General features: G+C 42.2%; 22 protein-coding genes and 1 pseudogene. 13 read left to right on the top strand and 10 right to left on the bottom strand.

The window, feature by feature from the left end:
* The first annotated feature begins 322 nt into the window (after positions 1 to 322).
* Positions 323 to 748, top strand: coding sequence for a GtrA family protein (locus H540_RS0115205; RefSeq protein ID WP_028401394.1), 426 nt, complete (start codon positions 323 to 325; stop codon positions 746 to 748).
* A 383-nt stretch (positions 749 to 1,131) separates the two neighbouring features.
* Here H540_RS0115205 and H540_RS0115200 read toward each other — a convergent pair whose 3' ends face one another.
* Complete coding sequence (locus H540_RS0115200; protein WP_028401393.1) at positions 1,132 to 1,881, bottom strand: DUF3298 and DUF4163 domain-containing protein; 750 nt, start codon at positions 1,879 to 1,881, stop codon at positions 1,132 to 1,134.
* Positions 1,882 to 2,007: 126 nt separating this feature from the next.
* Here H540_RS0115200 and H540_RS0115195 point away from each other — a divergent pair, with 126 nt between their 5' ends.
* Positions 2,008 to 2,388, top strand: a complete 381-nt coding sequence (locus tag H540_RS0115195) for a hotdog fold thioesterase (RefSeq protein WP_028401392.1) — start codon at positions 2,008 to 2,010, stop codon at positions 2,386 to 2,388.
* 179 nt (positions 2,389 to 2,567) lie between these two features.
* Here the strand turns inward: H540_RS0115195 and H540_RS0115190 are convergent, their stop codons facing one another.
* Positions 2,568 to 3,944 (bottom strand): glycine--tRNA ligase, encoded by a 1,377-nt coding sequence (locus H540_RS0115190; RefSeq protein ID WP_028401391.1) that lies wholly within the window; start codon positions 3,942 to 3,944, stop codon positions 2,568 to 2,570.
* A gap of 430 nt (positions 3,945 to 4,374) precedes the next feature.
* A pseudogene (locus tag H540_RS29840) lies at positions 4,375 to 4,662 on the bottom strand (DNA alkylation repair protein); the annotation flags it as partial.
* 133 nt (positions 4,663 to 4,795) lie between these two features.
* Here H540_RS29840 and H540_RS0115180 point away from each other — a divergent pair.
* Together H540_RS0115180 and kapD are read left to right on the top strand one after the other, a co-directional pair.
* Positions 4,796 to 5,254 carry a hypothetical protein gene (locus tag H540_RS0115180; RefSeq protein WP_028401390.1) on the top strand — a complete coding sequence of 153 codons (459 nt, stop codon included), beginning with the start codon at positions 4,796 to 4,798 and terminating at the stop codon, positions 5,252 to 5,254.
* Between the two features lie 469 nt (positions 5,255 to 5,723).
* Entirely contained in the window at positions 5,724 to 6,344 is a 621-nt protein-coding gene (kapD, locus tag H540_RS0115175) for a 3'-5' exonuclease KapD (protein WP_028401389.1), read from the top strand.
* Between the two features lie 43 nt (positions 6,345 to 6,387).
* On the opposite strand, the gene kapB is transcribed toward kapD, so the two are convergent.
* On the bottom strand, positions 6,388 to 6,771 hold the full coding sequence (kapB, locus tag H540_RS0115170) for a kinase-associated lipoprotein KapB (protein ID WP_028401388.1): 384 nt from the start codon (positions 6,769 to 6,771) through the stop codon (positions 6,388 to 6,390).
* Between the two features lie 127 nt (positions 6,772 to 6,898).
* Between kapB and H540_RS0115165 the strand changes: the two genes are divergently transcribed.
* Positions 6,899 to 7,093 carry a hypothetical protein gene (locus H540_RS0115165; protein ID WP_028401387.1) on the top strand — a complete coding sequence of 65 codons (195 nt, stop codon included), beginning with the start codon at positions 6,899 to 6,901 and terminating at the stop codon, positions 7,091 to 7,093.
* A gap of 494 nt (positions 7,094 to 7,587) precedes the next feature.
* Positions 7,588 to 8,124 carry a superoxide dismutase family protein gene (locus tag H540_RS0115160; RefSeq protein ID WP_028401386.1) on the top strand — a complete coding sequence of 179 codons (537 nt, stop codon included), beginning with the start codon at positions 7,588 to 7,590 and terminating at the stop codon, positions 8,122 to 8,124.
* Between the two features lie 14 nt (positions 8,125 to 8,138).
* Here H540_RS0115160 and H540_RS0115155 read toward each other — a convergent pair whose 3' ends face one another.
* Positions 8,139 to 9,311, bottom strand: coding sequence for a MalY/PatB family protein (locus H540_RS0115155; protein ID WP_028401385.1), 1,173 nt, complete (start codon positions 9,309 to 9,311; stop codon positions 8,139 to 8,141).
* Between the two features lie 88 nt (positions 9,312 to 9,399).
* On the opposite strand from H540_RS0115155, the gene H540_RS0115150 reads away from it, so the two are divergent.
* The gene (locus H540_RS0115150; protein ID WP_034671098.1) at positions 9,400 to 9,654 is read left to right on the top strand and encodes a DUF1871 family protein; all 255 of its coding nucleotides are present in this window, start codon (positions 9,400 to 9,402) and stop codon (positions 9,652 to 9,654) included.
* Between the two features lie 252 nt (positions 9,655 to 9,906).
* Here the strand turns inward: H540_RS0115150 and H540_RS35215 are convergent, their stop codons facing one another.
* The 3 genes from H540_RS35215 to H540_RS0115135 all read right to left on the bottom strand — a co-directional run bounded on the left by H540_RS35215 (position 9,907) and on the right by H540_RS0115135 (position 12,036).
* Positions 9,907 to 10,029 carry a hypothetical protein gene (locus H540_RS35215; protein ID WP_281172515.1) on the bottom strand — a complete coding sequence of 41 codons (123 nt, stop codon included), beginning with the start codon at positions 10,027 to 10,029 and terminating at the stop codon, positions 9,907 to 9,909.
* An 89-nt stretch (positions 10,030 to 10,118) separates the two neighbouring features.
* The gene (locus H540_RS0115140) at positions 10,119 to 10,958 is read right to left on the bottom strand and encodes an alpha/beta fold hydrolase (protein WP_028401383.1); all 840 of its coding nucleotides are present in this window, start codon (positions 10,956 to 10,958) and stop codon (positions 10,119 to 10,121) included.
* 91 nt (positions 10,959 to 11,049) lie between these two features.
* Complete coding sequence (locus tag H540_RS0115135) at positions 11,050 to 12,036, bottom strand: 2-hydroxyacid dehydrogenase (RefSeq protein WP_028401382.1); 987 nt, start codon at positions 12,034 to 12,036, stop codon at positions 11,050 to 11,052.
* A gap of 150 nt (positions 12,037 to 12,186) precedes the next feature.
* On the opposite strand from H540_RS0115135, the gene H540_RS0115130 reads away from it, so the two are divergent.
* From H540_RS0115130 to yugI, 3 genes are all read left to right on the top strand, one after another.
* The gene (locus H540_RS0115130; protein WP_028401381.1) at positions 12,187 to 12,681 is read left to right on the top strand and encodes an Lrp/AsnC family transcriptional regulator; all 495 of its coding nucleotides are present in this window, start codon (positions 12,187 to 12,189) and stop codon (positions 12,679 to 12,681) included.
* Complete coding sequence (locus H540_RS29835) at positions 12,678 to 13,880, top strand: aminotransferase (protein ID WP_155891038.1); 1,203 nt, start codon at positions 12,678 to 12,680, stop codon at positions 13,878 to 13,880. The genes H540_RS0115130 and H540_RS29835 overlap by 4 nt, the downstream gene beginning before the upstream one ends.
* 140 nt (positions 13,881 to 14,020) lie before the next feature.
* On the top strand, positions 14,021 to 14,389 hold the full coding sequence (yugI, locus tag H540_RS0115120; RefSeq protein WP_028401380.1) for a S1 domain-containing post-transcriptional regulator GSP13: 369 nt from the start codon (positions 14,021 to 14,023) through the stop codon (positions 14,387 to 14,389).
* 294 nt (positions 14,390 to 14,683) lie between these two features.
* Here the strand turns inward: yugI and H540_RS0115115 are convergent, their stop codons facing one another.
* Positions 14,684 to 14,917, bottom strand: coding sequence for a DUF378 domain-containing protein (locus tag H540_RS0115115; RefSeq protein WP_028401379.1), 234 nt, complete (start codon positions 14,915 to 14,917; stop codon positions 14,684 to 14,686).
* 131 nt (positions 14,918 to 15,048) lie between these two features.
* On the opposite strand from H540_RS0115115, the gene H540_RS0115110 reads away from it, so the two are divergent.
* The 3 genes from H540_RS0115110 (at position 15,049) to H540_RS0115100 (ending at position 18,188) form a co-directional block, all read left to right on the top strand.
* A complete protein-coding gene (locus H540_RS0115110; protein ID WP_028401378.1) occupies positions 15,049 to 16,215 on the top strand; it encodes an iron-containing alcohol dehydrogenase in 1,167 nt (388 codons plus the stop codon).
* 114 nt (positions 16,216 to 16,329) lie between these two features.
* A complete protein-coding gene (locus H540_RS0115105) occupies positions 16,330 to 17,679 on the top strand; it encodes a glucose-6-phosphate isomerase (protein WP_028401377.1) in 1,350 nt (449 codons plus the stop codon).
* 98 nt (positions 17,680 to 17,777) lie between these two features.
* A complete protein-coding gene (locus H540_RS0115100; protein ID WP_028401376.1) occupies positions 17,778 to 18,188 on the top strand; it encodes a YugN-like family protein in 411 nt (136 codons plus the stop codon).
* On the opposite strand, the gene H540_RS0115095 is transcribed toward H540_RS0115100, so the two are convergent.
* Complete coding sequence (locus tag H540_RS0115095; RefSeq protein ID WP_028401375.1) at positions 18,178 to 19,164, bottom strand: potassium channel family protein; 987 nt, start codon at positions 19,162 to 19,164, stop codon at positions 18,178 to 18,180. The genes H540_RS0115100 and H540_RS0115095 overlap by 11 nt on opposite strands.
* Positions 19,165 to 19,417 lie beyond the last annotated feature (253 nt).

The raw sequence follows: 19,417 nt of genomic DNA, 5'->3' as shown, positions 1-19,417 counted from the left end.
ATATACATTCAGAGAGTAGACATAGTGAATGGGAGGGATGATAAACGAAAAACCCTATTTACTATGTCTCGTCTATGCTTATCGAATATAAGAGGGTTTATTCGAAAGAATAGAAGCAGGAGGGAGTACCTTTTTTGAAAAGGTTTTAGTACTGGTATATAACGAAGAAGTTTTGGATCAGTCGTACAGTCGTTTAACGCCGTAAGGAAGATCTTTGTATTTGGATGAGTATAACGATGATAAGGTTACGAACTTAAGCGGAGAGTCTGTATACACAGTATAAGAGCGAGAAGTGAAAACCGGCCGTTAGGAGAATAGAAATATGAGCAGAAAAAAAGAAATTTTTAACTATTTGTTTTTCGGCGGTTTAACGACATTGATGAATATCGTGACGTATTTCCTTGTTACTGCTGGTTATCATGGTGCTTATAAAATGATAATTGCAAACATAATTTCATGGATTGCCTCTGTTTCATTTGCTTATGTAACAAATAAAAAATACGTGTTCAATAGTCAGAATAGTAATATGAGTCAAATGATGAAAGAATTTGTCTCCTTTATGGGAGTTAGACTTCTGTCCCTTTTTATTGATACAGGGTCCCTTATTTTATTTGCAAAAGTGTTGGGTATAAATGAATTAATATCTAAAATTATCGCAAACGTCATTGTGGTTGTATTCAACTATTTCGCAAGCAAATACTTCATCTTTAGAAAGAAAATAGATATAAATCAAGAACCAAACGCATAACGTAACACGTATGATAAGCCGGGCTTTATGCCTGGTTTATTTTTTCAGCGTTCGTAATTATTAGGATTGTACAGAGGGTTATAATGCAACAAGCTTTTAGATTTGTTTTATCATAAATTAGACGAGAATCCCCCCATAGGAGCGGAAGCGAATAAGTGGGGGATGGTTCATGGAGAGTGAGAATGCATTTTATAGGGAGCGGTTAGGGATAAGAATGGTAAAACGCCTGTCATATGACAGGCGTTTTACTACACGGTACGCGGAAACGCGTTACAGCAGATGCGAGGGGCAATAACAGCTCCCAGCACAGTAAAACCTATATATGAGTGAATGATAAATTCGACATCTAATGTTAAGTTAACATTATCGTAGCGATACATGCCTTACTTATCAATTAAAATGTTTCGATACTCGTCTTTCAAATCATCCTGCAGCAGTGTGTAAGGAATACGGAATTGCGGGATACCGGAAGAATATGGCGCAATTTCATAAAGCGGAAAATAAATAATAAGATGCTCAGGCTCTAAAAAGTATTTCAGGTTCTTCGCCTGCTGTATTTGTTCTATTGCATCAGGAAAAAAAGTATCTTTGTTTTGTTGAATCTGTCTTGTAATTTCTTCGCGAATTTTCTCTTCGTAACTGCTGTTTTCTTTGAATAAGTCTGTTAACGCAAGCTCTTTCTCAAGCTTCATATCAAATGTATTGGCTTTCCACTCATACATGCCGTGTGCGCCGCCTGTATATTGATAATAATTTACATATAAGCTCAAGAGAGGCTTTTTGTTATAGGTAACTTTGTAGTCTGCGTTTGCGACATACGGATGAATGCTCAAGCTGCTTTGCTTTGCATCATCATAGTATTTTTTTGCTTCTTTTTCGAGCTTTTTTTTGAATATTAGAATGTTTGTTTTATAGTATAGGTTCAGTTTCTTTTCAAATGCTGCATTTTTTAAAGTATGAAATTCAGGAATGCTGACTTGATACTCGAAGTATTCCGTTTTTCCTTCCTTTTTTTCTGTCTCAACTTTCACAGCTTCAGCAGAAGGAGAAACAACTGGATGTTCGGCAAATACATAGTTTGGTACAATAGCAATAAATAGGTATGCGATTAGCACAATGTACCGTAATTTCATGGATAAACCTCCTCTGGACAGAATTACAATGCTAGTGTGCAACAAAGAAATAGATTTCATACATATTTTGGAAAAGAGGGAAGGGGCAAATCCATCAAAGAATAAAAAGAGAAGGGAGAGAATGGAATGGCGAACACATTAATGGAGGCATTGGGGATTGAATTGAAGGAATTAAATGAGGAACGGGTCATTGCGACCATGCCCGTACACGGGAGCACGCATCAGCCGTTCGGATTTTTGCATGGCGGCGCCTCTGTTGCATTGGCAGAAACAGTAGCGAGTGTAGGTACATATAACCTAATTGATCAGGATAATGAGATTTGCTTTGGGTTGGAAATCAATGCGAATCACCTTCGTTCTAAAAGAGAAGGTATTGTCACTGCGGTCGGCACGCCTCTTCACAAAGGAAAAACGACGATGGTATGGGATATTAAGATTACAGATGAAGATGAAAATCTGTTATGTGTGTCCCGCTGTACGGTAGCGATTAAGGAAAAAAGAAGCTGAAAAATCGTTTACGATTTTTTGTCTCCATTCCTTCAATTCGCCGTATGCAACACAAGCCTATGTGCTTAGTAAAAAGACATAGAGGAGAGGCTAACAGGGTTTGACCGCTACTATACTCAGCAGGCGCTCTATGTTCACCAAAAAAGAATAAGCACGGGATCCCCGTGCTTATTTCTTAATTAAAATGCAATTTTGCTTTCTAAGAAGCCTTTCAGCTCGCTGATTGGCATGCGAACCTGCTCCATTGTGTCGCGGTCGCGCACTGTTACTTGTTTATCTTCTGCTGAATCGAAGTCAAATGTAATACAGAACGGTGTACCAATTTCATCTTGACGGCGGTAACGTTTACCGATTGAACCTGTTTCATCGTAATCCACCATAAAGTGTTTGGATAGCTCTGCGTATACTTCTGTCGCGCCTTCAGACAGCTTTTTAGATAAAGGAAGAATCGCTGCTTTAAATGGTGCCAAAGCTGGATGGAAGCGAAGCACTGTACGTGAGTCGTTTTCCAGTTGCTCTTCTTCATATGCATCGCATAAGAATGCTAATGTCACGCGATCTGCGCCAAGGGACGGCTCGATACAATACGGTACGTAACGCTCGTTCGTTTGCGGGTCTACGTAGTTGAAATCTTCGTTAGAATGCTCCATATGGCGCTTTAAGTCGAAGTCTGTGCGATCCGCGATGCCCCAAAGCTCGCCCCAGCCGAACGGGAATCTGAACTCGATATCTGTTGTTGCATTACTGTAGTGAGAAAGTTCGTCTTCGCCGTGATCGCGAAGACGCATGCTTGCTTCCTTCATGCCAAGAGCAAGAAGCCAATCTTTGCAGTAATTGCGCCAGAATGTGAACCATTCCATGTCTTCGCCCGGCTTGCAGAAGAACTCAAGCTCCATTTGTTCAAATTCACGAGTACGGAACGTGAAGTTGCCTGGCGTAATCTCGTTACGGAAGCTTTTACCGATTTGGCCGATACCGAACGGAAGTTTTTTGCGCATAGAGCGCTGTACGTTTTTGAAGTTTACGAAAATACCTTGTGCTGTTTCAGGACGCATGAAAATTTCGTTTGCGCTGGATTGTGTTACACCTTGGTGCGTTTTGAACATTAAGTTGAATTGACGAATTTCTGTGAAATCATCGCTGCCGCACTCTGGACATTTGATTTCATGTTCTTTAATTAAAGCAGCCATTTGGTCGAAGGATAGACCATCTACTACCATTTCAATGCCTTTTGCCTCTAATGCATTTTCAATCAGCTTATCAGCACGGTGACGAGCTTTACATTTCTTGCAGTCAATCATCGGGTCGTTGAAGTTGCCAACATGACCGGATGCTACCCAAGTTTGCGGATTCATTAAAATCGCTGCATCTAAGCCTACGTTGTATGGGGATTCTTGAATGAATTTTTTCCACCATGCTTTTTTCACGTTGTTTTTTAACTCTACACCAAGCGGACCATAATCCCAAGTGTTTGCTAAGCCGCCGTAGATTTCAGAACCAGGAAATACGAAGCCGCGGTGCTTCGCCAAGTTTACAATTTGCTCCATTGAAGACATTTTAAAAATCCTCCTTTAGTTTTAAACAAATGAGATGTGTGGCTTTTCTAAGTGAAAAGCTTTTCTAAATAAAAAACGCTCGTCCCTAGGCTATTAGCCTAGGGACGAGCGTATACTCGCGGTTCCACCCTAGTTGGCATACAAATGCATGCCCCCTTTGAAACATGTATGGCTCGAGACTGCCGTTTCCTTGCATATTCCAGGCTTTCACCGTCCCTGAATCGCTTTAAGCGCAAGTACTTATTTGTCCGTCATCGCTACTATATGAGAATAGATGTCCATATTCTAACATGTTCTTTGTAAATTAACAAGATATGCTCCTAGTATATGATGCATTTTTTCGTATGTCCTTATAGAGTATTGTCCATTTGCATGACTTTCATTCTGCTTATGTTTTACTTCATATGCTTTAGTCCTTCTCTTTTGCTTAAACGAAGGATTCATCCATCAGTTTGATGTTTTTCTCCAGTATATCTAAAGCAACAATCGCATATTCCCGCTCCGGCAAATTCCATAAGCCGCGGACAATCTCCGGGAGATCCTCTTTAGAAGGCTTTCCGTGCTCTGCTAAAAAACTGCGGAGCAATTGCTTGCGCTCAGGTGTTTGAATGCCCAAAAAAGGGAAGTGATTTTTCATGTAACGGCTCATCGGTTCGGCTTTTTCGGAATTTCGATGAGGCGCATAGTGAGCCTGCAAAGCTTGTACAAACGGATGCATAGAACATTCTCCTTTTATATTTTGTTTCTCATATCATATATGAATTCTTTTCATTGTCCTATACAGAAATGTGAATGACGCATGAGGAACGCACATACATTTTAAAGGAACATCTAGAGAAAAGAGGGATCATATGGACGATCAGGCAACAGCAGGATTATTGGCACTAAGTGCCGGCGCTATTATTATCAGTCTGATTTGGGCAATCGCCGCTTATTTGCTGACGGCTTTTGCGCTCAACGCAATGGCGAAGCGGCAAGGAGCGGAAGATGCCTTTTTGGCGTTTATTCCAATTGTACAGCTAAAGGTTTGGGGCGACTTGGTAGAGCAAAAACTTCCGGATTTTTTAAAGCCACAGGCAGGTTGGAAAACAGTTTGGATAGTCGTAGGCTGTATTATTTTGAATCTCATTCCGATTATAAATATTCTGGCTTACATTGTATCCATCGTATTCGGCATTTGGCTCATGTATCTTCTATTGGAGCGATATGGTTCCAACGCTGTTCTGTTTACCATTTTGCATATTATAACGTGCTCTGTTTTCTTTCCGCTGCACGTATTCCTCATTCGTAAAAATGAGCCGCATTATTAAGGAAAGAGGAGGGGAAAGTTCCCCTCCTCTTTTACATGAAATAGCGCAAATAAATATAGTGAGAAAGCAGCAGCGAAACAATCGTGATAGGAAGGCCAAGCTTTAGGAATGTCATGTGGCTGAAGCGCCGATCAATATACTGTCCCTAGACAAGCCCCTGATGCAAGAGACCACCATAATACTTCAACCTCGGGAGCGGAGGGGGACAAGCCGAGTCCGACCGTCATATTGTTAATAAGCGGAATCATAGTGGCGGAAAAAGGTGTAAATGTGCATGATACAAGGCGATTTTTTAATTTCTTGTCTTGTCATCTTTGTTTTATGAAAATATTTGTCTAGATTTCACATATATATAAGATACATGACAATGAGAAATTACAGGAAATATGACAACACGACCGCCTTCACCTTATTCTCATGCTATAATAGGGAAAAATGAAGCGGAAAGAAACAAGAAGGAAGGGATCTCATGGATGAACAGCAATTTCTATTTTTAGACTTTGAGTTTACGATGCCGGAAAACAAAAAAAAGCCGCATGGCTTTTTTCCGGAAATCATTGAGGTTGGAATTGTGTCGGTCATTGGGAATGAAATAACAGATACATTTTCCTCCTACGTGAGACCGGAAAAGTTTCCTACGCTGACAGAACGGTGCAAGGGCTTTTTGCATATCACTCAGGAGGAGATTGAGAGCGGCATTTCGTTTTCTGAATTGATTGCCAGGCTGGCGAAGTACGAAGAGGTGCGTCCGAGCACAGTGATTACATGGGGAAACATGGATATGAAGGTACTGAAGCAAAATTGTGAAGTCTCCCAAATCCCGTATCCGTTTAAAAAGCATCGGGACTTGTCGCTTGAGTATAAGCGTTTCTTTGGAGACCGGAACCAAACAGGACTTTGGAAAGCGATTGAAGCATACGGAAAAAAAGGGACGGGGAAGCATCATCGAGCGCTGGACGATGCGCTGACAACCTATAGCATTTTTAAACTTGTGGAAAAGGATAAGCAATACTTGGTGAAGCCGGCTCCGACAACAATCGGCGATCTTGTTGATTTGTCTAAGCTGCTGAAAAAAGTAAGTGCACATTAAAAGGCCAAATTACTCTTTACTCAGTAATTTGGCCTTTAGTTTTTTACAGCTTATATTCTGTTTGCAGCGTATATAAATTTTCCAAGCAGCGCTCTGCCCAAGGAGAGCCGTCTTCTTTTAAATCTGCTATTTGTTTTTCAAGAGCCTGACGCAGCGAATCTTTATAATCGGGCAATTCTCCCTCATATTTCTTTACCATTTGCATCGGTATGTTTGTTTGCTCGCGGTATGCAAGAGCGCGGCGCTCATGAAATAACGGTACGTCTGCTTGCTTTACGCTATGTAAATCTCCTTGTGTCGGATGCTTCAAAACGGCGAGTACTTTAACGAGATAATGCTGTGGACGCAGGGCTGTAATTTCCCCTATGTACTTTCCAGTTTTATAAATGCCGGTCACAATGTCTCCTGTTTGCAATGTGTGCTCCATGTTGAATCCCTCCTTTTCTTTCATCGTACAGAAGAGATGCACAAGAAGTCAAAAGGTACTGCTATATTTTCAGCAGAAAATTCTTTATAATGAATCGTATACGGTCTTGTAAAGGGGTGTGACTGCTATGATGCCTTTATATTTTCCTGAAGATAAAACAGAATATATTCCTGCAGCAATTTCGTGCATATTGTTTATCACCGGCGCTTTTTTTACATGGAGAATATTTGTAAAAGCCTCCAAACGCGAAATGAAAAAGTTTGACGAAATGGAGAAAAATCTTCATAAGATTAACGGAACGTACCAAAAAAGCGATAGCTGAGGGCTTGCTTGTATGGCAGGTTCTTTTTTTTTGCCAAGTTGCGCCTAGCCGGTTGCGCTTTTCTTAGTGTCCAGCTCCACCGGCTAGCTCCTCCTGTCAGAGAACCCCTACCCATAAGATGAAACTTCATCCGTGGAGATGATTTTCCTCTACGGATGTTAGTTGAATCAATCGGGCTCTTAGCGTCCGTTTGTTCATCTTGTTTAAGCATCTCTGTTACGGACGCTTAGAGCGGGATAAAGGCAAAAAGCGCCTTTTTGGGTAGAGAACCTCTGCCTTCCGGAGCTGAACGAGCCGGTTGCGCTTTTCTTGATGTCCAGCTCCACCGGCTAGGCGCTGCCATCTAAGAACCTCTGCCGCACAAAAGCAAAAAGCGCTTTTGAGGGCGGAGAACCTTAGATTCTGCGCCTGAACGAGCCGGTTCCGCTTTTCTTGGTATGTTTCCTTCCGATACGGAAAATATAAGAAGAGATTGAACGTTGGAGGGTTACGATATGGGAAAGAAACTGGCGTTTATATGTTTATCTCTTCTTGCTATCGCCGGCTGTGATCAGGGAAAACCGAAGGAAGTGGAAGTGAAGCTGCGCAATGCCGCAGGAGATGAAGTGGGAACGGCAACTATGTCGGAGCAGCCGGGCGGTGTTCAAATTAAGGTAAAAGCAAAAGGGTTTGAGCCCGGATCGCATGGGTTCCATATACATAAGATAGGCGAATGCGAAGCGCCATCTTTCATGTCCGCAGGGAATCACTTCAATCCGGATGGCAAGGAACACGGTCTGTTAAATCAAAAAGGAGCAGAAAATGGGGATTTGCCAAATCTCGTGGCAGATGGGAGCGGCGATATTAAGGCTAAAATTACGGCGCCCAATATTTCGTTTAAGGAAGGAAAAAAAACGCTCTACCGCAAGAGCGGCGCAGCACTCATCATTACCGAGAATCCGGATGACGGCATGACACAGCCGACTGGGAATTCCGGCAAGCGCATAGCATGCGGTGTCATTACTCCAAAAACAAAAGGGTATAAAGAATAAGCGTGAGGAATTCCTCACGCTTTTGCATTTCTTATGTGAAAATAGACAGCTTCTTTCAGCCCTATAAGAGCTTCTTCGAGCATGCTTCTCGGGCAACCGAGGTTCATGCGGATAAATCCTTCGCCGCCTTGTCCAAATTTTTCTCCAGGCTCGACGATGATTCTGCCTCTTTCTTTCAGTAGCTCAAGGCGTTCTTCCTTAGACAATTGCAGCTTTGAGCAGTCAACCCATAATAAATAGGTACCCTCAGGATGATAGGCCTTTAATGCAGGAATTTCTTTTTCAATATATGTACAAGCAAATTCGATGTTTTTATTGAGATATAGAAGCAAGTCCTCTAGCCAGCTCTCGCATTCCGTATAAGCTGCCTGCATTGCGGCAGAAGCAAATACATTCAATGTGTGAAAGCCTTGCTGGTGCATGACGGCAGAGAATCTCTCCCGCAGCTGCTCATTTTCAATAATGACTGCAGCTGCTTGCAGCCCTGCGATGTTAAAGGTTTTGCTTGGCGCTATGCACGTAACTGTACGATTTGATAAAGAAGGAGACAAAGAGGCGAGAGGTGTATGAACATAGCCTGGCAGAATCAAATCGGAATGAATTTCATCAGAGACAACCAATACGTCATATGTTTGGCACAGTTCGCCTACTGTTTCAAGCTCTTCTTTTGTCCATACTCTTCCGACGGGATTATGGGGGCTGCATAAAATCATCATGGAAACGCCTTGCTGGAATTGCTTCTCTAGGTGAACGAAATCCATTTTATATTGTCCATCTTGCGAGAGAGGGTTTAATACTGCTTGACGATCATTCCGTGTAACCATATCAAAAAACGGCGTATAGACAGGCGGCTGTACGAGGATACGGTCCTTTGGCTTTGTAAAAGCTTGAACCGCAAGACTTAAAGCAGGAACCACGCCTGAAAGGAAGGAAATCGAACCCTTTGCAACCGACCAATTATGACGCTTTTTCATCCACTCCATAATCGCTTCCCGCACGCTGTCTCCAACTATCGTGTAGCCGAACACCCCGTGCTCTGCTCGCTGACGCAGTGCGTCCTGAATAGGCTTCGGTGCGGCAAAATCCATATCAGCCACCCATAAATGAAGCAGATCCTCCTCCGGATGCATATCCCATTTGACAGAGTGTGTTCCGCGTCTGTTAATGCGCGTATCAAATTCTCCCAACTTTATCAGCTCCTTTTAAGCTTCATTTCATTTTTAGCATAAACTATATGATAAGATAAAGAAAGATATAGAAAAGGGGGGCATTTGGATGGACAGTGCATATGTAAGAATGGTACAAGCGGTCAAGGAATGGGATCCATTTAAATTTGGGCCGGAATTTTATGAGACGGAAGCAAGCGACGTTGTACAGATTGTAAGCGAATTTGATGATGCAGATTATATCGCGACGAAAATTCAGCACATTTATTTCATGTCGTTTGAAGAAGTGATTGCAATTGAGAAATGCAGAGGTATCGCAAAGAAGCTTGTAGAGATGAAGGGTTCCGGAAGCTGTGAAATATAAAAGGAAGGGCAGGAATCCCCTCCTTTTTTCATAATGATAAGAAATTATAAAATTTCGCGGCAATGTTTCCTATTACTTTCTTGCTTTTGAAACCTATGATGCTCGCAGTATACGACATATAATCTGCATACTTAAAAAGACACAGGTGAGGGCGTAGGATCGGTAGGCGCACTATGCCCATCTAAACGGAGCACGGGAGAAACCTGTGCTTTATTTTTCTTGATGTCCAGCTCCACCGGCTAGGCGCAGAATCTAAGAACCTCCGCCGCACAAAAGCAAAAAGCGCTTTTGAGGGCGGAGAACCTTAGATTCTGCGCCTGAACGAGCCGGCTCCGCTTTTCTTGGTGTCCAGCTCCGCCGGCTAGGTGCTGCCACCAGAGAACCTCTACCGCATAAAGGCAAAAAGCGCCTTTAAGGGTAGAGAACCTCTGGTTCTGCACCTGAACGAGCCGGCTCCGCTTTTCTTATCCTTCTGCAAACTCCATAATGTTTTCGTATACATGCATCGGTTTTTCTTCAGGGAGAAGATGCCCTGTTTTTTCGTAAGAAATAAAGTGGGAGTTTTCCAAATCTTTATGAAGACGGTGCCCTATATCAATCGGTACGACTCGGTCTTCTTCTCCCCAAATGAGAAGAGAAGGAGTTTTAATTTGCTGCAGCTCAAAAGGCTGAAGGTCGCCTTCCCGGTCGCGAATCATTCGTGTCAATGCCTGAAAGATACGGTCGTCATCAAAAGGAGCGGCATATCCCTGCATCATCTCCTCATCAATTAATGCCTGGTCATGCACGACGTTCAGCAAGTTATGCAACACGCCTTTTCGTACAAGCCAATTTTTTACGTACAGGTGGAAAAAAGGCAAATACGAAGAGTACAGAAGCGGAAGGTTCGCTCGTGATAAATAGCCGGAGCTGCATAACAGGATTGTTTTATGAATTAAATCCGGCCGAAGCTTGCTTACATATAGAGAGATTTGACCGCCCATTGAATGACCGATAAGGATAACCTTTGGCAGCGCTAAATGCTCAATTAATCCAATCACAATATTGGCAAGGTTACGGTAGGAATACGTAAAGTGCGTGGCTTTTTCGCTCTTGCCAAACGGAGGCAAATCCAGCGCGATAACTGTACCGTGTTGTGCCAGCAGCGGAATAAGACGCCGATAGCTGAAGGTGGATGAGAGAAAGCCATGGATTAATACATAGGTCGGTTTTTGCTTCGGCGGCTCGTAATTGTACAGCTCATAATGAACGGTAATGTTATATGTGGAAAATGTGAAGTGAGAAGGCTTGAATTCTGTTGTCATGGTTGTCACTCCATTTGTTTTTAGTTGATATCATCTCCATTCCCTTTTCCGCTATACTCATGAAAAAAGGACAAAACGCGATGTTTTGTCCTTACTTTAATTCCTTTACTATGTGAGGAGGAATTTCTCCAGACAGCGCTGTTACAAGGTTTTTTGCTGCTGTCATTGCCATGTTGCAGCGTGTTTTAAGCGTCGCCGAACCAATATGAGGAAGCGTAACCACATTTTTTAATTGCAAAAGCGGATTGCTAATATCAATGGGCTCCTTTTCATATGTATCAATGCCTGCTGCGTAAATTTTTCTTTCTTGAAGTGCCGTGATAAGAGCTTGTTCGTCAACCGTTTGACCGCGGGATGCGTTAATGAACACCGCTGTTTCTTTCATCAAATCAAATTCGCGTTCTCCAATGAGATGATAGGTTTCATTAGTAAGAGGCGTCATCAGCACAATAAAGTCTGACTTTTGCAATACCTCATGCAAGCTGCCGTATACAGCTCCATAGGCTGCTTCTGCATCTTTCTTACGGTTGCGGTTATAATACAAAATATCCATATCAAATCCGAATTTCGCTCGTTTTGCAACGGCTTCCCCAATACGTCCCATACCGATAATGCCAAGTGTGGCGTGATGTACATCCAGGCCGAAATGTTCTTTGCTGATTTCCCGATCCCATTGTCCTGTTTTCACATAGGAATCTAACTCGCAAATGCGTCGGGCTGCGCTCAGCATCAGGCCGAAGATCAAGTCTGCCACTGTATCATCCAATACATATGGGGTGTTCGTTCCAATAATATTGCGTGCCTTCAGGGCTTCTATATCAAAATTGTCATAACCTACTGAAATATTGCTTACTACTTTCAAGTTTGGAGCAGCCTCCAATAGTGTTCCGTCTATTTTCGAGCCGAAATTCAATAATCCGTCCTTGTCGCGAATCTTTTCCAATAAGACTTCTTTTGGAATTTTTCCTTCTCCTTGCCATTTTTCATACTCGCAATGCTGTGTAATATACTCTTCCACAGCTTTTGGAATCGGTTCAGCTATATATACCTTTGGTTTCATACTTTCATCCCCTTTCATTTCCATTTTTACATAAATGAAAGAAAAAGTCTCTTTTCCAATAAGAAAACAGGAATTTTCAAAGTGAAAAAATATCTGTATACTTTGGAAAGATACATGTTCATGTATATAGGAAAATACTTTGGAATTTACAAGAAGGGAATTAAAACCATGACAGAAAAAGAATTAGAACTTTTAGAGTGTTTAGAGAAAAACAGCCGATTGCCAATTGACGTATTAGCGAAAATGCTTGATGCAGAAGTAACAGAAGTGCAGGCTATGATGAAAAAGCTGGAGCAGGAAAAGGTAATTATTGATTACGTAACGCTGGTAGATTGGACAAAGGTAAAGGAGCAGGAAGGCTTAACGGCTATGATCGATGTCAAGGTAACGCCAAAACGCGGTGTTGGATTCGACGATATTGCCGAGAAAATTTACCGGCATCCGGAAGTGAAGTCTGTATACCTAATGTCAGGTGCGTATGATTTGTCTATCGTTATGGAAGGAAAAACAATGTCAGAGGTAGCTTCCTTTGTGGCGCAAAAGCTGTCTACTTTAGACTCAGTTATATCTACAACGACACACTTTATTCTGAAGAAATATAAGCATGACGGTGTGATCTATGAGCAAAATGATGATGATAAACGAATTGTGGTGACACCATGAAAACTTTTTCTTTATCCGAAACAGCTCAATCTTTACAGCCATCCGGTATCCGTAAGTTTTTCGACTTGGCGTCCAGCATGGAAGGCGTAATTTCGCTTGGTGTGGGGGAACCGGATTTTGTTACAGCTTGGAATGTGCGCGAAGCATGTATCCGTTCTTTAGAGGAGGGGTATACTGCGTATACTGCCAATGCAGGTCTCTTTGAGCTGCGCAGTGAAGCAGCGCGATATTTTAAAAGACAGTTTGATGTGACTTATGATCCTGCTTCTCAAATCTTAATTACGGTAGGGGCAAGTCAAGCGCTAGACGTAGCGCTTCGCACCATTGTGAACCCGGGCGATGAAGTCATTGTCATTGAGCCTAGCTTTGTTTCATATGCACCGCTTGTTAGGCTTGCAGGCGGGGTGCCTGTCTCGATTTCTACGCTGCCGGAAAACGGCTTTAAGCTGCAGCCAGAGGAGCTGGAAGCAGCGATTACAACACGCACAAAAGCGATGATTTTATGCTCTCCGAATAATCCGACAGGAACCGTTTTAAGTAAAGAAGAGCTGGAGGGTATTGCAAAAGTAGTCGAGAAGTACAATTTAATTGTGCTGTCAGATGAAATATATGCAGAGCTTGTATATGATGAGCCGTACACGAGCTTTGCGGCAATTGAGAATATGTATGAGCATACGATTTTAATTTCGGGATTTTCAAAAGGATTTGCGATGACAGGATGGCGTCTCGGGATGATAGCGGCACCGAAATTCTTCCTTGAACCGATGCTGAAAATTCACCAGTATACGCTCATGTGCGCACCTACTATGTCACAGTTTGCCGCTGTAGAAGCATTGCGTTCAGGAGATCGTGATGTAAAAGAAATGAGAAGAAGCTACAGGCAGCGTCGTAACTTTATTACAAAATCCTTTAACGAAATGGGGCTCTCTTGTCATGTACCCGGCGGAGCATTTTACGCGTTTCCGTCCATTCAGTCTACCGGTTTGTCTTCAGCGGAATTTGCGGAGCAATTGCTGCTTGAAGAAAAGGTTGCCGTCGTTCCGGGTTCTGTGTTCGGCGAAAGCGGAGAGGGATTTATTCGCTGTTCCTATGCAACTTCGATGGAGCAGCTGATGGAAGCGGTCGCTCGCATTAATCGATTTCTACAAAAAAAAGACAAAACGCAGAACGTTTTGTCCCAAAAAGGGGGGGAATACTAGAAAGCCATGTGTTAATATTCTATCCTGATATTTAAAAAAATATACGTAATACTGGAAAATTTTCTTGTATTTTGAATGAAATAGGCTTACGTGGTATAATTTACTAATATGAAAATAGGTACAGTTATAGGAGTGTTTCTATGCCACGTAAATACGATTGCGGAACAATTGTAAAGGGAACGGTGACCGGCATTCAAGGATACGGCGCGTTCGTTGCTTTAGATGAGTCAACACAAGGGCTAGTTCATATATCAGAAATTACAAACGGGTACGTAAAAGACATCCGTGATTTTTTAAAAGTCGGCGATAAAGTTGAAGTAAAAATACTTTCAGTAGATTATGCAAACAGCAAAATCAGCTTGTCTCTAAAAGCGACAAAAGAAGAGCCTCTTTTAAAAAAACAAACAACGATGAAGGTGCCGAAGCCTGCTTCTGACGGATTTAATACACTTCGTGAAAAGTTAAATGAATGGATTGATCAATCACAGGGGCATAATGCAGCAAAATAAAAGAAGGCAGGGTAACCTGTCTTCTTTTTTATAAGAAAGTATAAACTTTGTGATTCTGCACCTCGAAGGCTTCGCTTTTCGTGATGTCTAGCTCCACCGGCAAGGTGCTGCCACCAGAGGTTCTCACCCGCATAAAGGCAAAAAACGCCTTTAAGGGGTGAGAACCTCTGGTTCTGCACCTGAACGAGCCGGCTGCGCTTTTCTTATAAATAAACCCCTTTTACAAGGTGTTGTAAAAGGGGGAAGCATATAAAGATGCTGTGGAAAGCGATTTATATGTTGCAGCATTTTTCCTTAACGGACATGCTTTGCTTCTGGATGTGTGCCAAGCTCTTCTGAAGGTTTGAATAACAAGCCTAAATTAATTAGACCTGCAAGTCCCACAATTCCGTATACGATTCTTGCTAACGCCGTATCTTGTCCTCCGAAAATAGCAGCTACTAAATCAAATTGGAAGAAGCCGATTAGTCCCCAGTTTAATGCACCGATTACAGTTAACACTAAAGCAATTCGTTGCAGTGTACTCATGCAGGATTACCTCCTTTTATTATTGTTTCTCTTATAGAATGGATTGGACATTCTGTTCTTATGCAAATATTTTTTTAAAATCCATATTTTTTGGTATGGTAAAGGTATCACGTTAAAAGGAGGGTGAGACAATGCAAAATTTTACTTTTTATAATCCGACAAGATTGATATTTGGAAAAGGACAAATTGAGCAATTGAAAACAGAAGTGCCGAAGTATGGCAATAAAGCATTGCTTGTATACGGAGGCGGCAGCATCAAAAAAAACGGTCTGTATGACCAAGTGATGACTATCATGCATGAATTGGGCGCACAAGTATGGGAATTGAGCGGCGTGGAGCCGAACCCTCGTATTTCTACGGTTCGCAAGGGTGTGGATATTTGCAAGAAAAACAATGTTGATTTCATTCTGGCAGTAGGCGGCGGCAGCGTTATTGACTGTACGAAGGCAATTGCGGCAGGAGCGAAGTATGAAGGAGACGCTTGGGACTTAGTAATTAAAAAAGCTTTCGCAACAGAAGCTCTTCCGTTTGGAACAATCCTTACGTTAGCGGCAACAGGCTCTGAAATGAATGCCGGCTCTGTTATCACGAACTGGGAAACACAGGAGAAGTATGGGTGGGGGAGTCCTGTAACATTCCCTGCATTTTCTATTTTAGACCCGGTTAATACTTTTACCGTGCCTCGCAATCAAACGATTTATGGCATTGTAGACATTATGTCGCACGTGCTTGAACAATATTTCCATCAAGGAACGAATACAGAGCTGCAAGATCGGTATTGCGAATCCTTGTTGAAAACAGTCATCGAAACAGCGCCCAAGCTTGTAGATGATTTAGAAAACTATGAGTACCGCGAAACAATTTTATATTGCGGCACAATGGCATTAAACGGCATTCTGTCGATGGGTGTTCGCGGAGACTGGGCAACTCATAACATTGAGCATGCTGTGTCTGCCGTATATGATATTCCGCATGGCGGCGGCTTGGCTATTTTATTCCCGAACTGGATGGAGCACGTGCTGGATGAAAATGTGGATCGCTTCAAGCAATTTGCGGTTCGCGTATTCGATGTAAAAGCAGATGGGAAATCAGACCGCGAAATCGCTTTAGAAGGAATTGAGGCGCTTCGCAGCTTCTGGACATTTATTGGAGCGCCAGCGAGACTCGCTGATTATGAGATTGACGATACACAGCTGGAAGTGATGGCTGATAAAACGGTTGTAAACGGTTCATTCGGAAACTTGAAAAAACTGACAAAAGAAGATGTGCTTGCCATTTATCGTGCATCTCTTTATTAATTTTAAAAAGATCAATTTTGGATGCGCTTACAAAAGGAAGTAGGCTTGATTTACCATTTTTGTTTCGTTAAAGTAGGTTAGGAATAGTTATTCTATTTTTTGGGAGGAAAACTCATGACACATGTAAGATTTGATTATTCCAAAGCGTTATCGTTCATCGGCGAGCATGAACTTACATACTTACGTGACGCAGTGAAAGTATCTCACCATGCAATTCACGAACAAACAGGTGCCGGAAACGATTTCTTGGGCTGGGTTGAGCTTCCGGTCAACTACGACAAGGAGGAATTTTCCCGCATTCAAAAGAGTGCTGAAAAAATTAAGTCTGACTCTGACATTTTACTCGTAATCGGTATCGGCGGTTCTTACTTGGGAGCACGCGCTGCGATTGAGATGTTAAATCACACATTCTACAACACACTTACAAAAGAGCAGCGTCAAACGCCTCAAGTATTATTTGTAGGTCAAAATATCAGTTCTACATACATGAAGGATTTAATGGATGTATTGGAAGGAAAAGATTTCTCTATTAACGTTATTTCTAAATCCGGTACTACAACAGAGCCGGCAATTGCCTTCCGTATTTTCCGCAAAATGCTGGAAGAGAAATACGGAAAAGAAGAGGCAAAGCAGCGTATTTATGCGACTACAGATAAAGCACGAGGAGCGTTAAAAACGTTTGCTGATGAAGCAGGCTACGAAACATTCGTTATCCCTGATGATGTAGGCGGACGATACTCTGTTCTGACAGCAGTAGGTTTGCTTCCGATTGCGGCAAGCGGTTTGAACATTGAAGATATGATGAAAGGTGCGGCACAAGGGCATGAAGACTTCAGCAAATCTGAGCTGGAAGAAAACCCGGCGTATCAATATGCTGCAGTTCGCAACGCACTTTACAATAAGGGTAAAACCATTGAAATGCTTGTGAACTATGAGCCGGCGCTTCAATACTTTGCAGAATGGTGGAAGCAGCTATTCGGCGAGAGCGAAGGAAAAGACCAAAAAGGAATTTTCCCGTCTTCTGCTAACTTCTCAACAGATCTCCACTCTCTTGGTCAATATATCCAAGAAGGGCGCCGCGATTTGTTTGAGACAATACTAAATGTAGAAAAATCTCGTCATGAAATCGAACTTCAGCTGGAAGATACAGATTTAGACGGTTTGAACTACTTAGCAGGCAAAACGGTAGACTTTGTAAACAAAAAAGCAACTGAAGGTACATTATTAGCTCACAGCGACGGCGGCGTGCCTAACTTAATTGTGAACATTCCGGAACTGAACGAGTATACATTCGGCTATCTTGTATATTTCTTTGAAAAAGCATGCGCAATGAGCGGCTATCTGTTAGGGGTAAATCCATTTGATCAGCCAGGTGTAGAAGCTTACAAGAAAAATATGTTCGCTTTACTTGGAAAACCGGGATTTGAAGAGTTAAAAGCACAGCTGGAAGAGCGTTTAAAATAACAGGGAAAAGGACTTTGACATCAGTCAGAGTCCTTTTTTTATGAAAAAAAGCGTATTGGGGAACGCTAAAAATAAACAAAGAAGGAAGGAAGAAAAGTATGATCCCCATCCACTCAAAGGTAGAAGGACAAACATACCAGCTTTATAAGCTGGAGCAGCTTTTAAAGCCGCTCGGTTATGTAATCGGCGGAAACTGGGATTACGAAAAAGGAACATTCGATTACAAGATTGATGATGAAGACGGCTATCAATTTTTACGCGTACCATTCGAAGCGGTATTTGGACAGCTGGATGCTAAAGGAACTATGGTGCGTGTCGGTACACCGTATCTATTGTCCCATGTGTATCAGGAAAATTTAGATGATAATGTTAATTCCATGACAGCGGCGCTTACATCCTTTGACCAATTTTCTGAACCGACGGACTCTGATGCCAAAATAGATAAAAAATATATTGATGTAGGAGAGGCTCTTGTCCGAGAGCTCGAAGACGTGTTGATTACCTCTTGATTGTAATGAGCACATCATCTTTTTCAAGCTCAAATGGATGCAGAGGGTGAATATGCCTTTCACCCTTTCTTAGTATGCCGAGCAAGAGAATATCCTGTTCCATCAATTGCTGACTATATTGCCGGAAATGCTTTCCTGATTGATTTTCTTGCGGCGGCAGCAGTTGAATTTTCATTTGGCTGTATAATGAAACTAATGTCTCGGCAGCATGCGGAAAGAGGATGGAAGAGGTCAATGCATAGCTTGTCAGCTTATTCGCTTCTACTACTTCATTGGCGCCAGCTCTTTTTGCATTTTCCACTTGCTGCGGAGTGAGAATCTCGACGACGCAATGTACGTCTGCGTTCAGTCCTTTTGCTGTTAAAACGGTTAAAATAGATTGAAGATCAGCGTCGCTTTCACTTTTCTCTTTATCTGCGGTGATAAGAATGGTACGGGCATTTTGTATCCCTGCCTTCATAATCATATTATCATGATGCGGACAGCCTTTTACAAAAAGAAGGTGGGAATAGTCGCTCGGCAGATTCGGTAATGTTTCATCTACTAACACTATATTTTTGCTGGAGTGAAAATTTTTATATTGTTCTATGATAAGCTTTACCCTTTCATTCCACCCAACGATAATAAGATGCTGCCGTAAGGAAACGGCGGTTTGACCTTGTTGGTTGGAATATTGCCGGCTGATGAGTTCGGTAGCAAAGGAGACCATATAAAATGCACCAAAGCCGGTTCCGACCAAAATCAAAAAGATTGCAATCATTTTTCCGCGGAGGCTCTCCGGGACATAATCTCCATAACCGACTGTAAACACAGTAACAATTGCCCACCAAATGCCATCGAAAACAGTAGGGAAGGTGCTCGGTTCCAAAAGGTGAATCAGAATGCCGAACAAAAGGATAACTCCTGTTAAAATGCTGATTATGCGTATAAGAACAGATACACGAAAAATGTCCAGTATAGATGCATGATTATTCAAATTTTCTCCCTCCCAAAATATAGGGCTAATCTTTATTGTATCCATTTTTAAGAAAGGGGAAACATCGTCATACACTTTCTTCTGCTTCTGTTCTAAGGAAGGAATTCTTCCGTAAAATCCAGCTATATATGAGTGAATGATAAATTCGACAGTTCCATGTGCGATGTGCAACGAAAAGGGAGTATGGTATGCTTCTTCTCTCTGGTTTACCCTTGCATGAACCACTACAAAGGTTTGACCGCTTCTGCACGTC

Origin of the sequence: Ectobacillus panaciterrae DSM 19096 (genome assembly GCF_000430785.1) — a bacterium.
In the GTDB taxonomy this organism is placed as follows: Bacteria; Bacillota; Bacilli; order Bacillales; family Bacillaceae_G; genus Ectobacillus; species Ectobacillus panaciterrae.
Note: the sequence above shows the minus strand (reverse complement) of the source record. Positions and strands in the feature narration are given on the sequence as shown.

What these genes read in the sequence shown, in the direction of transcription:
- H540_RS0115205 (WP_028401394.1), top strand. Translation starts at nt 323, where the DNA reads ATGAGCAGAAAAAAAGAAATTTTTAACTATTTGTTTTTCGGCGGTTTA.
- H540_RS0115150 (WP_034671098.1), top strand. Translation starts at nt 9,400, where the DNA reads ATGGACAGTGCATATGTAAGAATGGTACAAGCGGTCAAGGAATGGGAT.
- H540_RS0115190 (WP_028401391.1), bottom strand. Translation starts at nt 3,944, where the DNA reads ATGTCTTCAATGGAGCAAATTGTAAACTTGGCGAAGCACCGCGGCTTC.
- kapB (WP_028401388.1), bottom strand. Translation starts at nt 6,771, where the DNA reads ATGGAGCACACATTGCAAACAGGAGACATTGTGACCGGCATTTATAAA.
- H540_RS0115200 (WP_028401393.1), bottom strand. Translation starts at nt 1,881, where the DNA reads ATGAAATTACGGTACATTGTGCTAATCGCATACCTATTTATTGCTATT.
- H540_RS0115130 (WP_028401381.1), top strand. Translation starts at nt 12,187, where the DNA reads ATGACAGAAAAAGAATTAGAACTTTTAGAGTGTTTAGAGAAAAACAGC.
- H540_RS0115110 (WP_028401378.1), top strand. Translation starts at nt 15,049, where the DNA reads ATGCAAAATTTTACTTTTTATAATCCGACAAGATTGATATTTGGAAAA.
- H540_RS0115100 (WP_028401376.1), top strand. Translation starts at nt 17,778, where the DNA reads ATGATCCCCATCCACTCAAAGGTAGAAGGACAAACATACCAGCTTTAT.
- H540_RS0115115 (WP_028401379.1), bottom strand. Translation starts at nt 14,917, where the DNA reads ATGAGTACACTGCAACGAATTGCTTTAGTGTTAACTGTAATCGGTGCA.
- yugI (WP_028401380.1), top strand. Translation starts at nt 14,021, where the DNA reads ATGCCACGTAAATACGATTGCGGAACAATTGTAAAGGGAACGGTGACC.
- H540_RS0115180 (WP_028401390.1), top strand. Translation starts at nt 4,796, where the DNA reads ATGGACGATCAGGCAACAGCAGGATTATTGGCACTAAGTGCCGGCGCT.
- H540_RS0115140 (WP_028401383.1), bottom strand. Translation starts at nt 10,958, where the DNA reads ATGACAACAGAATTCAAGCCTTCTCACTTCACATTTTCCACATATAAC.
- H540_RS0115105 (WP_028401377.1), top strand. Translation starts at nt 16,330, where the DNA reads ATGACACATGTAAGATTTGATTATTCCAAAGCGTTATCGTTCATCGGC.
- kapD (WP_028401389.1), top strand. Translation starts at nt 5,724, where the DNA reads ATGGATGAACAGCAATTTCTATTTTTAGACTTTGAGTTTACGATGCCG.
- H540_RS0115135 (WP_028401382.1), bottom strand. Translation starts at nt 12,036, where the DNA reads ATGAAAGGGGATGAAAGTATGAAACCAAAGGTATATATAGCTGAACCG.
- H540_RS0115160 (WP_028401386.1), top strand. Translation starts at nt 7,588, where the DNA reads ATGGGAAAGAAACTGGCGTTTATATGTTTATCTCTTCTTGCTATCGCC.
- H540_RS0115195 (WP_028401392.1), top strand. Translation starts at nt 2,008, where the DNA reads ATGGCGAACACATTAATGGAGGCATTGGGGATTGAATTGAAGGAATTA.
- H540_RS29835 (WP_155891038.1), top strand. Translation starts at nt 12,678, where the DNA reads ATGAAAACTTTTTCTTTATCCGAAACAGCTCAATCTTTACAGCCATCC.
- H540_RS0115165 (WP_028401387.1), top strand. Translation starts at nt 6,899, where the DNA reads ATGATGCCTTTATATTTTCCTGAAGATAAAACAGAATATATTCCTGCA.